The 12,581-nt window shown below is 72.8% G+C and carries 11 protein-coding genes; 10 read left to right on the top strand and 1 reads right to left on the bottom strand.

Annotated features, from left to right (window positions below):
* Positions 1–116 precede the first annotated feature (116 nt).
* The 4 genes from aroB (at position 117) to nusB (ending at position 3,161) form a co-directional block, all read left to right on the top strand.
* Entirely contained in the window at positions 117–1,193 is a 1,077-nt protein-coding gene (gene aroB, locus GA0074696_RS21300) for a 3-dehydroquinate synthase (protein ID WP_088962734.1), read from the top strand.
* Positions 1,190–1,657, top strand: coding sequence for a type II 3-dehydroquinate dehydratase (gene aroQ / locus GA0074696_RS21295; protein ID WP_088962733.1), 468 nt, complete (start codon positions 1,190–1,192; stop codon positions 1,655–1,657). The genes aroB and aroQ overlap by 4 nt, the downstream gene beginning before the upstream one ends.
* 512 nt (positions 1,658–2,169) lie before the next feature.
* Complete coding sequence (efp, locus tag GA0074696_RS21290; protein ID WP_088962732.1) at positions 2,170–2,727, top strand: elongation factor P; 558 nt, start codon at positions 2,170–2,172, stop codon at positions 2,725–2,727.
* A 23-nt stretch (positions 2,728–2,750) separates the two neighbouring features.
* Positions 2,751–3,161 carry a transcription antitermination factor NusB gene (gene nusB / locus GA0074696_RS21285; protein WP_172894702.1) on the top strand — a complete coding sequence of 137 codons (411 nt, stop codon included), beginning with the start codon at positions 2,751–2,753 and terminating at the stop codon, positions 3,159–3,161.
* A gap of 100 nt (positions 3,162–3,261) precedes the next feature.
* Here the strand turns inward: nusB and bldD are convergent, their stop codons facing one another.
* Positions 3,262–3,750, bottom strand: coding sequence for a transcriptional regulator BldD (gene bldD / locus GA0074696_RS21280; RefSeq protein WP_013285505.1), 489 nt, complete (start codon positions 3,748–3,750; stop codon positions 3,262–3,264).
* A 288-nt stretch (positions 3,751–4,038) separates the two neighbouring features.
* Here bldD and pyrR point away from each other — a divergent pair, with 288 nt between their 5' ends.
* From pyrR to GA0074696_RS21250, 6 genes are all read left to right on the top strand, one after another.
* The gene (gene pyrR / locus GA0074696_RS21275; RefSeq protein ID WP_088962730.1) at positions 4,039–4,623 is read left to right on the top strand and encodes a bifunctional pyr operon transcriptional regulator/uracil phosphoribosyltransferase PyrR; all 585 of its coding nucleotides are present in this window, start codon (positions 4,039–4,041) and stop codon (positions 4,621–4,623) included.
* Between the two features lie 55 nt (positions 4,624–4,678).
* Positions 4,679–5,605, top strand: coding sequence for an aspartate carbamoyltransferase catalytic subunit (locus GA0074696_RS21270; protein WP_088962729.1), 927 nt, complete (start codon positions 4,679–4,681; stop codon positions 5,603–5,605).
* Positions 5,602–6,879, top strand: a complete 1,278-nt coding sequence (locus GA0074696_RS21265; protein WP_088962728.1) for a dihydroorotase — start codon at positions 5,602–5,604, stop codon at positions 6,877–6,879. Before GA0074696_RS21270 ends, GA0074696_RS21265 begins: the two co-directional genes overlap by 4 nt.
* Positions 6,879–8,024, top strand: a complete 1,146-nt coding sequence (carA, locus tag GA0074696_RS21260) for a glutamine-hydrolyzing carbamoyl-phosphate synthase small subunit (protein WP_088962727.1) — start codon at positions 6,879–6,881, stop codon at positions 8,022–8,024. Before GA0074696_RS21265 ends, carA begins: the two co-directional genes overlap by 1 nt.
* The gene (carB, locus tag GA0074696_RS21255; protein WP_088962726.1) at positions 8,017–11,409 is read left to right on the top strand and encodes a carbamoyl-phosphate synthase large subunit; all 3,393 of its coding nucleotides are present in this window, start codon (positions 8,017–8,019) and stop codon (positions 11,407–11,409) included. The genes carA and carB overlap by 8 nt, the downstream gene beginning before the upstream one ends.
* A 97-nt stretch (positions 11,410–11,506) precedes the next feature.
* The gene (locus GA0074696_RS21250) at positions 11,507–12,544 is read left to right on the top strand and encodes a quinone-dependent dihydroorotate dehydrogenase (protein WP_088962725.1); all 1,038 of its coding nucleotides are present in this window, start codon (positions 11,507–11,509) and stop codon (positions 12,542–12,544) included.
* The last annotated feature ends 37 nt before the right edge of the window (positions 12,545–12,581 follow it).

Raw genomic sequence — 12,581 nt, 5'->3', positions numbered from 1 at the left:
CTTCGCCCTACGTCCGGCCCTTACGAGCTGAACGTACCCGGTCGCCGGCAATGTCGCTTGCCACCAGGTGGACGAGCGCCTTCGCGACGCTGCCGGCTGCACTAGGCTCCCCTGCGATGGACGAGGTGACCCGGATTCCGGTCGGCGGCGAGCGGCCGTACGACGTGCTCGTGGGACGAGACCTGCTCGATCCGCCGCCGCGGCTGCTGCCCGGCGCCGAGCGGGTCGCGCTGCTGTTCGCGCCGCCGCTCAAGGACCTGGCCGACACGCTGGCCGAGCGGCTGCGCGCGGTCGGCGTGACCCCGCTGCCGATCGAGGTGCCCGACGCCGAGGCGGGCAAGCGGATCGAGGTGGCCGCCGACTGCTGGGAGCGGCTCGGCGCGGCCGGGTTCACCCGGACCGACGCGGTCGTCGGGGTGGGCGGGGGCGCGGTGACCGACCTGGCCGGCTTCGTGGCCGCCTGCTGGCTGCGCGGAGTGCGCTGGGTGCCGGTGGCGACCTCGCTGCTCGGCATGGTCGACGCGGCGGTCGGTGGCAAGACCGGCGTGAACACCGCCGCCGGCAAGAACCTGGTCGGCGCGTTCCACCCACCGGCCGGCGTGCTCTGCGACCTGGCGACGCTGGACAGCCTGCCCCCGGCCGACCTGGCCGCCGGGATGGCCGAGGTGGTCAAGTGCGGCTTCATCGCCGACCCGGTGATCCTCGACCTGGTCGAGCGGGACCCGGCCGCCGCCGTCGACCCGACCGGCCCGGTGGCCCGCGAGCTGATCGAGCGGGCGATCCGGGTGAAGGCCGACGTGGTCTCCGGTGACCTGCGCGAGTCCGGGGTGCGCGAGGTGCTGAACTACGGCCACACCCTGGCGCACGCGATCGAGAAGGTGGAGGGCTACCGCTGGCGGCACGGGCACGCCGTCGCGGTGGGCACCGTCTTCGCCGGCGCCCTGGCCCGGCTGGCCGGCCGGCTCGACGCCGCCACCGCCGAACGGCACCGCACGGTCATGGCCGCGCTCGGCCTGCCCACCAGCTACCCGGCCGACGCCTGGCCCGACCTGCTGGCCGCGATGCGGGTCGACAAGAAGGCCCGGGGCAGTACCCTGCGCTTCGTGGTGCTCGACGGCCTGGCCCGGCCGGCGATCCTGGAGGGGCCGGACGACGAGCTGCTGCACGCCGCCTACCGGGAGATCAGCGGGTGAGTGGGGCGAACGAGGGTGGCACCGCGCGGGTGTACGTGCTGAACGGCCCGAACCTGGGCCGGCTCGGCACCCGGCAGGTCGACGTGTACGGCGTGACCAGCTACGCCGACCTGGTGACGCTCTGTGTCGACACCGGCCGCGAGTTGGGGCTGGACGTGGTCGTCCGGCAGACGGACGCCGAGCATGAGCTGCTGGGCTGGCTGCACGAGGCGGCCGACGAGCACGCGGCGGTGGTGCTCAACCCGGCCGCCTGGTCGCACTACTCGATCGCGGTCCGGGACGCCTGCGCGATGCTGCGCGGGCCGCTGGTGGAGGTGCACATCTCCAACATCCACGCCCGGGAGGAGTTCCGGCACCACTCCGTGGTCTCCGCCGTGGCGACCGGGGTGATCTGCGGCCTGGGCGTCGACGGCTACCGGCTCGCCCTGCGCCACCTGGCCACCCGCCTCGGCGCGACCGGCTGAGCGGTCCCCGCCGCAGGGCGCCCGCCCGGCCGTCCCCGGCAACCGGCGCCGCACCCCGCCACCGTCACGTTGCCGGGTCGCAGCGTGACCGGCGGCACGATCGCCGTCGACGGCCGGGCACGCCGCGCACGGCGTGCCCGGCCGTCGACGGTTACCGTGAGTGGTCGGCGAGCCAATCCACGCTCGGTGATGTGCGGCTCGCCGCCGCCGCCCTTCCCTGGCGCCTTTGTTCTGCTGCCTTCCCGGCAACACCGGGCGTGAGCTGCTCAGATGGATCGTCGCGGGGTCGACCCGGCCTCCGGGCGTGGACACGTTCGGTGACTGTTGCGTCCGGGGCAGCAGAGCAAAGGAGGGGGTGGGGGTCTCCGGGGGTGGCCCTGCCGGCGACGCACGGTGACCGGGAGGGCGGCGTCGGTCGGGCCGAGAAGGGGCCGGCCGGAGGCGGAGTCGCCGGTTGGACACAACTAGTAGACTTGCCAGGTCTGTCCGCCAATTGATGATCAAGGCAGGAAATGGCATCCACCAACGACCTCAAGAACGGCCTGGTACTCAACCTCGACGGGGAGCTCTGGGCCGTCGTCGAGTTCCAGCACGTCAAGCCCGGTAAGGGTGGGGCGTTCGTCCGCACGACGCTGAAGAACGTGCTGTCCGGCAAGGTCGTCGACAAGACCTTCAACGCGGGCACCAAGGTCGAGACCGCGACCGTCGACAAGCGCACCATGCAGTACCTGTACGCCGACGGCGAGGACTACGTCTTCATGGATCTGGAGACGTTCGACCAGATCACCGTCCCCGGCGGCACCGTCGGCGAGGCGGCCAACTACCTCCTCCCCGAGGCCGAGGCGACCGTCGCCACCCACGAGGGTGTCCCGCTCTACATCGAGCTGCCGACCTCGGTCGTGCTCGAGGTCACCTACACCGAGCCGGGCCTGCAGGGCGACCGGTCGACCGGCGGCAACAAGCCGGCCACCGTCGAGACCGGCGCGACCGTGCCGGTCCCGCTCTTCATCACCACCGGCGAGAAGATCAAGGTCGACACCCGCGACGGCCGTTACCTCGGCCGAGCCTGATGGCCGAGGGTCCCAAGCAGCAGATGCCGTCGCGCCGCAAGGCGCGCAAGCGGGCGCTGGACGTGCTCTACGAGGCCGACCTGCGTGACCGTCCCCCGGTCGAGGTGCTCGCCGGCTACGTCGAGCGGATCGAGAAGCCCCGGCCGGAGCACCTGGGTTACGCGGTCGGCCTGGTCGAGGGGGTCGCCGCCCACCTCGACCGGATCGACGAGGTGATCGCCAGCTACGCCGAGGGGTGGACGCTGGAGCGGATGCCGGTGGTCGACCGCAACCTCGCCCGCATCGCGGTCTACGAGCTGCTCTACGTCGACGAGATCGACGACGCGGTGGCGATCAGCGAGGCGGTGGAGCTGGCCCGGCAGATGTCGACCGACGACTCGCCGCGCTTCCTCAACGGCATCCTCGGCCGGATCGCCGAGTACGCCACCCGCTGATCCGGGTCGCCGGCGCTCCGCCGCCGACCGCACCCGATCACCCGTTCCACGCAGCAAGGGCCCGTGCCGGACGGCACGGGCCCTTGCTGCGAACAGTGGATCAGGACGCGAAGAACGCCCGCGGGTCGGCGACCAGCACCCCGTGCTCGGTGAGCCGCTCGATCAGGCCCGACGGCGAGGCGTCGTACACGATGGCGAGGGCGCGCAGGTCGTCGGCGCGGATGGAGAGCACCCGGCCGTTGTAGTCGCCACGCTGCTGCTGGATGGCGCGGGCGTACCGGGCGACGTAGGCGAGGTCCTCGGAGGCCTCGTCGTAGAGCCGCTCCAGGTCCAGGACGATCTTGCTGGTGGGCTCGTGCCGCACCCCGCTGCCGTCGGGCAGCAGCTCCGAGACGGGAACGCGGTAGAAGTCGGCCAGCTCCGCCAGGCGGGACACGGTGACGGCCCGGTCGCCGCGCTCGTACGAGCCGACCACCACGGCCTTCCACCGCCCGTTCGACTTCTCCTCCACACCTTGCAGGGACAGGCCCTGCTGCTGGCGGATGGAGCGCAGGCGGGCGCCCAGCGACTTGGCGTATTCAGAGGGCATTCGGACACTCCCAGTGCTGCTTTGGGGTTCTCCCAGCGATCGCTACGGAGCGTGACGGTACGGGGATTGCGACACGTGGTCAAGTGGTCGTGTCCTTACAGTTGGAGAGCGCGAGGGGACTTATCCCCATTTCGCCGCCCTGATCCGGGGATCAGTGGGTGCCGAGGGTCGTTCCGGTGACCGCTGGTAACGTGGCATGAAGCCCCGGTCCGGGCCGTTCGCGATCCGACCGAGGTCCCCAGACGTCCTTTAACGACCCGTCCCGTGAGGCGGGGAAGGAGGTCCGCCGTGGCCTGCCCACCGGCTGCCCAGTCGTCGCTGCCGCGACAACCCTCGGTGAAGGTGATCCTCGCCAGTGCCGACGTCCAGCGCGTCGTCGACCGGATCGCCCACCAGATCCTGGAGAAGACCCAGGGCGCCGCCGACACCGTCCTGCTCGGCATACCCACTCGCGGAGCTCCACTCGCAAGGCGCCTCGCCGCCCGGATCAGCACCTTCGAGGACGTCGACGTCCCGGTCGGGGTGCTCGACATCACTCTCTACCGCGACGACCTGCGCCGGCACGCCACCCGCGCGGTCGGCCCGACCCAGCTCCCGCCGGGCGGCATCGACGGCAAGCGGGTCATCCTCGTCGACGACGTGCTCTTCTCCGGCCGCACCGTCCGGGCCGCGCTCGACGCGCTCAACGACGTCGGCCGGCCGGCCATCGTGCAGCTCGCCGTCCTGGTCGACCGCGGCCACCGCGAGCTGCCGATCCGCGCCGACTACGTCGGCAAGAACATCCCGACCGCGCTCACCGAGAGCGTCAAGGTCGCCCTCGCCGAGACCGACGGTGCCGACGAGGTCAAGCTCTTCGGGGGTGCCCACCTGTGAGCGCGAGGAGTGCAGCGAAGCGGAGCCCCGCAGTCGCGAACGAAAGGCAGGCACAGTGATCCGGCACCTGCTATCCGGGGCCGACCTGGACGCGGCCACCGCCACCCAGATCCTCGACACCGCCGCCGAGATGGCCACCGTCGCCGGCCGGGAGGTCAAGAAGCTCCCCGCGCTGCGCGGCCGGACCGTGGTGAACCTCTTCTACGAGGACTCCACCCGGACCCGGATCTCCTTCGAGGCGGCCGCCAAGCGGCTCAGCGCCGACGTGATCAACTTCTCGGCCAAGGGCTCCAGCGTGGCCAAGGGGGAGAGCCTGAAGGACACCGCGCTCACCCTCCAGGCGATGGGGGCCGACGCGGTGGTCGTCCGGCACCCCGCCTCGGGCGCGCCGCACCGGCTGGCCAACTGGGTGGACGGGTCGGTGGTCAACGCCGGCGACGGCACCCACGAGCACCCCACCCAGGCGCTGCTCGACGCGTACACGATGCGCTCCCGGCTGGGCCGGCTCGCCGGCCTGCACGTCGCGGTGGTCGGGGACGTGCTGCACTCCCGGGTGGCCCGCTCCAACGTGCTGCTGCTCTCCACCCTCGGCGCCAAGGTCACCCTGGTCGGCCCGCCGACGCTGATCCCGGTGCACATCGGCCAGGCGCTCGCGCCCGGCACCGACGTCTCCTACGACCTGGACGCGGTGTTGCCGCAGTCGGACGTGGTGATGATGCTGCGGGTGCAGCGGGAGCGGATGAACGACTCCTACTTCCCCTCCGCCCGCGAGTACGCCCGCCGCTACGGCCTGGACGGCCCGCGCATGCGCCGGCTGCCCGAGCACGCGATCGTCATGCACCCGGGCCCGATGAACCGGGGCATGGAGATCACGCCCGAGGTCGCCGACTCGTCCCGCTCCACCATCGTCGAACAGGTCGCCAACGGGGTCTCCGTGCGGATGGCCGTCCTTTACCTGCTGCTCGGAGGGAACAACCTGTGAGCTCGTACCTGATCCGCAACGTGAGCGTCGTCGGCGCCGCGCCGACCGACCTGCTGATCCGCGACGGCGTCGTCGCCGAGACCGGCGCCGGGCTGACCGCGCCGGAGGCCACCGTCGTCGACGGCACCGGGCTGGTGGCCCTGCCCGGCCTGGTCGACCTGCACACCCACCTGCGCGAGCCGGGCCGGGAGGACGCCGAGACGGTCGAGTCCGGTTCCCGCGCGGCCGCGCTCGGCGGCTACACCGCCGTCTGCGCGATGGCCAACACCTCCCCGGTCGCCGACACCGCCGGCGTGGTCGAGCAGGTCTGGCGGCTGGGCCGCGAGGCCGGGCTGGTCGACGTGCAGCCGATCGGCGCGGTCACCGTCGGCCTGGCCGGCGAGCGGCTGGCCGAGCTGGGCGCGATGGCCGACTCCGCCGCCCGGGTCCGGATCTTCTCCGACGACGGGTTCTGCGTCGCCGACCCCAAGCTGATGCGCCGGGCCCTGGAGTACGTCAAGGCGTTCGACGGGGTCATCGCCCAGCACGCCGAGGAGCCCCGGCTCACCGAGGGCGCGCAGATGCACGAGGGTGAGGTCTCCACCCGGCTCGGGCTGACCGGCTGGCCGGCGGTCGCCGAGGAGGCGATCATCGCCCGGGACGTGCTGCTGGCCGAGCACGTCGGCAGCCGGCTGCACGTCTGCCACGTCTCCACCGCCGGCAGCGTCGAGGTGCTGCGCCAGGCCAAGGCGCGCGGGGTGCGGGTCACCGCCGAGGTGACCCCGCACCACCTGCTGCTCACCGACGCGCACGCCGAGACGTACGACCCGGTCTACAAGGTCAACCCGCCGCTGCGCACCGCCACCGACATCGCCGCGCTGCGGGCCGCGCTGGCCGAGGGCGTCATCGACGTCGTCGCCACCGACCACGCCCCGCACGCGGTGGAGGACAAGGAGTGCGAGTGGGCGTACGCCCGGCCGGGCATGCTCGGCCTGGAGACGGCGCTCTCGATCGCCCTGGAGGTGTTCGGGCCGCGGTGGGACCTGATCGCCGAGCGGATGTCGCGTACCCCGGCCCGGATCGCCGGGCTCGACGGGCACGGCATCGACCCGGCGCCCGGCGTGCCGGCCAACCTCACCCTGGTCGACCCGGCCGCCCGTCGGGTGATCGAGCCCGCGGAGCTGGCCAGCCGCAGTCGTAACACCCCGTACGCCCGCATGACGCTGCCGGGTCGCATCGTGGCGACCTTCCTGCGCGGCGAGCCGACGGTCCTGGACGGAAAGGCTGCCAACTAATGGCTAAGCGCAGGCCCGCGATCCTCGTACTCGAGGACGGGCGCACGTTCCACGGCGAGGCGTACGGCAGCGTCGGGGAGACCTTCGGCGAGGCGGTCTTCAACACCGGCATGACCGGCTACCAGGAGACCCTGACCGACCCCTCGTACCACCGCCAGGTGGTGGTGCAGACCGCGCCGCACATCGGCAACACCGGCGTCAACGCCGAGGACGACGAGTCGAGCCGGATCTGGGTCGCCGGGTACGTGGTGCGCGACCCGGCCCGGATCGGCTCGAACTGGCGCGCCACCGGCGGGCTGGAGGACCGGCTCGCCGCCGAGGGCGTGGTCGGCATCGCCGGCGTGGACACCCGGGCGCTGACCCGGCACCTGCGCGAGCGCGGCGCCATGCGGGTCGGCATCTCCAGCGTCGACGACGACCCGCGCGCCCTGCTGGCCCGGGTCCGCCAGTCGCCGCAGATGGTCGGCGCGGACCTCTCCGCCGAGGTGACCACCGCCGAGCCGTACGTCGTCGAGGCGGTCGGCCCGCACCGGTTCACCGTGGCCGCGCTCGACCTGGGCATCAAGCGCAACGTGCCGCGGCGGCTCGCCGCGCGCGGGGTCACCACCCACGTGCTGCCGGCCGGCTCCACCATCGACGACCTGCTGGCCACCGGCGCGGACGCGGTCTTCCTCTCGCCCGGTCCGGGCGACCCGGCCACCGCCGAGGGGCCGGTCGCGCTGGCCCGCGAGGTGCTGCGCCGCGAGGTGCCGCTGTTCGGCATCTGCTTCGGCAGCCAGATCCTCGGCCGGGCGCTGGGCTTCGGCACCTACAAGCTCGGCTACGGCCACCGCGGCATCAACCAGCCGGTGCTCGACCGGGCCACCGGCAAGGTCGAGGTGACCAGCCACAACCACGGCTTCGCCGTGCAGGTGCCCGGCGCCGGGCAGGGCGCGGTGGTCCCCGACCAGGTGATCGACACCGAGTTCGGGGGCGTCCAGGTGTCGCACGTCTGCCTCAATGACAACGTGGTCGAGGGGCTGCGGGCCAGGGACGTGCCCGCCTTCACCGTCCAGTACCACCCGGAGGCGGCGGCCGGCCCGCACGACGCGGACTACCTGTTCGACCGCTTCGCCGAGCTCATCGAAGGCGGGAAGAATGCCTAAGCGCACCGACCTCAAGCACATCCTGGTGATCGGCTCCGGGCCGATCGTCATCGGGCAGGCCTGCGAGTTCGACTACTCCGGCACCCAGGCGTGCCGGGTGCTGCGCAGCGAGGGCATCCGGGTCAGCCTGGTCAACTCCAACCCGGCGACGATCATGACGGACCCCGAGTTCGCCGACGCCACGTACGTCGAGCCGATCACCCCGGAGTTCGTCGAGCTGGTCATCGCCAAGGAGCGCCCGGACGCCCTGCTGCCCACCCTCGGCGGGCAGACCGCGCTGAACACCGCGGTCGCCCTGCACGAGGCCGGCGTGCTGGACAAGTACGGCGTGGAGCTGATCGGCGCCAACATCGACGCGATCAACCGGGGCGAGGACCGGCAGCTGTTCAAGGACATCGTCGCCAAGGCCGGCGCCCGGATCGGCGTCGAGGACCCGACCGGCCTGGTGCCGCGCTCCCGGGTCTGCCACTCGATGGCCGAGGTCGAGGCCACCGCCGCCGAGCTGGGCCTGCCGGTGGTGATCCGGCCGTCGTTCACCATGGGCGGCCTGGGCTCCGGCATGGCGCACAGCGACGAGGACCTGCACCGCATCGCCGGGGCCGGCCTGGCCGCCAGCCCGGTGCACGAGGTGCTCATCGAGGAGAGCGTGCTCGGCTGGAAGGAGTACGAGCTCGAACTGATGCGCGACCGCCACGACAACGTGGTGGTGGTCTGCTCGATCGAGAACGTCGACCCGATGGGCGTGCACACCGGCGACAGCGTCACCGTCGCCCCGGCCATGACGCTCACCGACCGGGAGTACCAGCGCCTGCGCGACCTGGGCATCGCGGTGCTGCGCGAGGTCGGGGTGGACACCGGCGGCTGCAACATCCAGTTCGCGGTCAACCCGGCCGACGGCCGGATCGCCGTGATCGAGATGAACCCCCGGGTGTCCCGCTCCTCGGCGCTGGCCTCCAAGGCCACCGGCTTCCCGATCGCCAAGATCGCCGCGAAGCTGGCCATCGGCTACACCCTGGACGAGATCCCCAACGACATCACCCTGAAGACCCCGGCGGCGTTCGAGCCGACGCTGGACTACGTGGTGGTGAAGATCCCCCGGTTCGCGTTCGAGAAGTTCCCCGGCGCCGACCCGGAGCTGACCACCACCATGAAGTCGGTCGGCGAGGCGATGAGCCTCGGCCGGAACTTCACCGAGGCGCTCAACAAGGCGATGCGCTCGATGGAAACTGCATCAGCCGGTTTCTGGAGTGTGCCGGATCCGCGGGGAGCGACGAGGGAGAACACCCTGGCCGCGCTGCGGATGCCGCACGACGGTCGGCTCTACACGGTGGAGCGGGCGCTGCGACTGGGCGCCACCATCGCGGAGGTGGCCGCGGCGTCCGGCGGGATGGACCCCTGGTTCCTGGACCAGATCGCCGGCCTGGTCGAGCTGCGCGCGGAGATCGTGGACGCCCCGGTGCTCGACGCCGAGCTGCTGCGCCGGGCCAAGCGGGCCGGCCTGTCCGACCGGCAGCTGGCCGCGCTGCGCCCGGAGCTGGCCGCCGAGGACGGCGTCCGCACCCTGCGGCACCGGCTCGACGTGCGGCCGGTCTACAAGACGGTGGACACCTGCGCGGCCGAGTTCGAGGCGACCACGCCGTACCACTACTCCACCTACGACCAGGAGACCGAGGTCGCGCCCTCGGACCGGCCCAAGGTGCTCATCCTGGGCTCCGGGCCGAACCGGATCGGCCAGGGCATCGAGTTCGACTACTCCTGCGTGCACGCGGTCCAGGCGCTGCGAAGCGCGCCGATCGGCGGAGTCGCTGCGACCGGTTCCGGCGCCGAAGGCGCCGGCTACGAGACCGTCATGGTCAACTGCAACCCGGAGACGGTCTCCACCGACTACGACACCGCCGACCGGCTCTACTTCGAGCCGCTGACCTTCGAGGACGTGCTGGAGGTCTGGCACGCGGAGGACTCCTCCGGCCGGGCGGCCGGCGGCCCGGGCGTGGTCGGCGTGATCGTGCAGCTCGGCGGGCAGACCCCGCTGGGGCTGGCGCAGCGGCTCAAGAACGCCGGCGTGCCGGTCGTCGGTACCTCCCCGGAGTCGATCCACCTGGCCGAGGAGCGCGGCGCGTTCGGCGCGGTGCTGGCCCGGGCCGGGCTGCGCGCTCCGGCGCACGGCATGGCCACCTCGTACGACGAGGCGAAGGCGATCGCCGACGAGATCGGCTACCCGGTGCTGGTCCGGCCGTCGTACGTGCTCGGCGGGCGGGGCATGGAGATCGTCTACGACGACCCCACGCTGCGCGCCTACATCGGCCGGGCCACCGACATCTCCCCGGACCACCCGGTGCTGGTGGACCGCTTCCTCGACGACGCCATCGAGATCGACGTGGACGCGCTCTGCGACGCCGACGGCGAGGTCTACCTCGGCGGCGTGATGGAGCACATCGAGGAGGCCGGCATCCACTCCGGCGACTCGTCCTGCGCGCTGCCGCCGATCACGCTGGCCGGCTCGCACCTGACCGAGGTGCGTCGCTACACCGAGGCGATCGCCCGGGGGGTGGGCGTCAAGGGCCTGCTCAACGTCCAGTACGCCCTCAAGGACGACATGCTCTACGTGCTGGAGGCCAACCCCCGGGCGTCCCGGACGGTCCCGTTCGTCTCCAAGGCCACGGCGGTGCCGCTGGCCAAGGCGGCGGCCCGGATCGCGCTCGGCGCCACCATCGCCGAGCTGCGCGCCGAGGGGCTGCTCCCGCCGACCGGGGACGGCGGCGTGATGCCGGCGGACGCCCCGATCGCGGTCAAGGAGGCGGTGCTGCCGTTCAAGCGGTTCCGCACCCCGTCGGGCAAGGGCATCGACTCGCTGCTCGGCCCGGAGATGAAGTCCACCGGCGAGGTGATGGGCATCGACACCAACTTCGGGCACGCCTTCGCCAAGAGCCAGTCGGCCGCGTACGGGTCGCTGCCCACCGGCGGCCGGATCTTCGTCTCGGTCGCCAACCGGGACAAGCGCGGCATGATCTTCCCGATCAAGCGGCTGGCGGACCTGGGCTTCGAGATCGTCGCCACCACCGGCACCGCCGAGGTGCTGCGCCGGCACGGCATCGCCTGCGAGCAGATCCGCAAGCACTACGAGTCGGGCGAGGGCGAGGACGCGGTGTCGATGATCCTCGGCGGCGACGTGGCGCTGGTGGTCAACACGCCGCAGGGCTCCGGCGCGAGCGCCCGCTCGGACGGCTACGAGATCCGCAGCGCCGCCGTGACCGCCGACATCCCCTGCATCACCACCGTCCCCGGCGCCGCCGCGGCGGTCATGGGCATCGAGGCCCGCATCCGCGGCGACATGCAGGTCCGCCCCCTCCAGGAGCTCCACGCCGCCCTGCGAGCCGCCCAGTGACCCCCTCCATCCCCGCGTCGATCATGAAGTTGTCGCCCCGACCCGCCGACGCGCGTGGCGACAACTTCATGATCACCGAGCCGGGGGGAGCCGGGGCGTGATCTTCGAGAAGGTGGTGCGGCCGCAGCTGTTCCGGGTAGGGGGCGGGGACGCCGAGGCGGCGCACGAGTGGACGTTGCGGCGGTTGGCGGCGCTCTCGGGGCGGCCGGCGGCGCTGGCGGCGGTGCGGGCGCGGTACCTGGTGCGGGCGCCGCGCACGGTGTTCGGGGTGGAGTTCCCCAACCCGGTGGGGCTGGCCGCCGGGATGGACAAGAACGGCGTGGCGCTGCCGGCCTGGCCGGCGCTGGGCTTCGGCTTCGTCGAGGTCGGCACGGTCACCGCGCACGCCCAGCCGGGCAACCCCCGGCCCCGGCTGTTCCGGCTGCGCGACAGCGAGGCCGTGGTCAACCGGATGGGCTTCAACAACGCCGGCGCCGAGGCCCTGGCGGCCCGGCTGGCGGCGCTGCCCCGCCCGATCGGGGCGCCGCTGGGCATCTCGCTCGGCAAGTCCAAGGTGACCCCGCTGGGCGACGCGGTCGAGGACTACCTGGCCTCGTACCGGGCGCTGCGGGCGCACGGCGACTACTTCGCGGTCAACGTCTCCTCGCCGAACACCCCCGGCCTGCGCTCGTTGCAGGACCGGTCCCACCTGGACGCGCTGCTGGCGGCGCTGGTGGGGGAGAAGCCGGTGCTGGTGAAGATCGCCCCGGACCTGACCGAGCCGGCCATCGCCGAACTGCTGGAGGTCTGCCTGGCCCGCGGCGCCGCCGGGGTGATCGCCACCAACACCACCCTCGCCCGCGACGGGCTCGCCCCGGCCGACGCGGACCGGGGCGCGGAGACCGGCGGGCTCTCCGGCCGCCCGCTGGCCACCCGGGCCCGCGAGGTGGTCGCGTTCGTGCACCGGGAGACCGGCGGCCGGCTGCCGGTGGTCGGCGTCGGCGGCATCCTCGACCCGGACGACGCCGCCCGGATGTTCGACGCCGGCGCCAGCCTGATCCAGCTCTACACCGGCTTCATCTACCGGGGTCCCGGCCTGGTCCGGGCCGCGGCCCGCGCGTCGGCGGGCGCCACCGCGCCGGTGCCGGCCGGGTGACACCTCCCGGCCGGGCAACCCTCGACGGTACGAAGGA

The organism is Micromonospora purpureochromogenes (assembly GCF_900091515.1).
Classification (GTDB): Bacteria; Actinomycetota; Actinomycetes; order Mycobacteriales; family Micromonosporaceae; genus Micromonospora; species Micromonospora purpureochromogenes.
This window is presented reverse-complemented; position numbering and strand designations above follow the sequence as displayed.

Excerpts from the sequence above, each read along its gene's own strand:
- aroB (WP_088962734.1), top strand. The coding sequence starts at position 117 with ATGGACGAGGTGACCCGGATTCCGGTCGGCGGCGAGCGGCCGTACGAC.
- efp (WP_088962732.1), top strand. The coding sequence starts at position 2,170 with ATGGCATCCACCAACGACCTCAAGAACGGCCTGGTACTCAACCTCGAC.
- nusB (WP_172894702.1), top strand. The coding sequence starts at position 2,751 with ATGCCGTCGCGCCGCAAGGCGCGCAAGCGGGCGCTGGACGTGCTCTAC.
- bldD (WP_013285505.1), bottom strand. The coding sequence starts at position 3,750 with ATGCCCTCTGAATACGCCAAGTCGCTGGGCGCCCGCCTGCGCTCCATC.
- carA (WP_088962727.1), top strand. The coding sequence starts at position 6,879 with ATGGCTAAGCGCAGGCCCGCGATCCTCGTACTCGAGGACGGGCGCACG.
- carB (WP_088962726.1), top strand. The coding sequence starts at position 8,017 with ATGCCTAAGCGCACCGACCTCAAGCACATCCTGGTGATCGGCTCCGGG.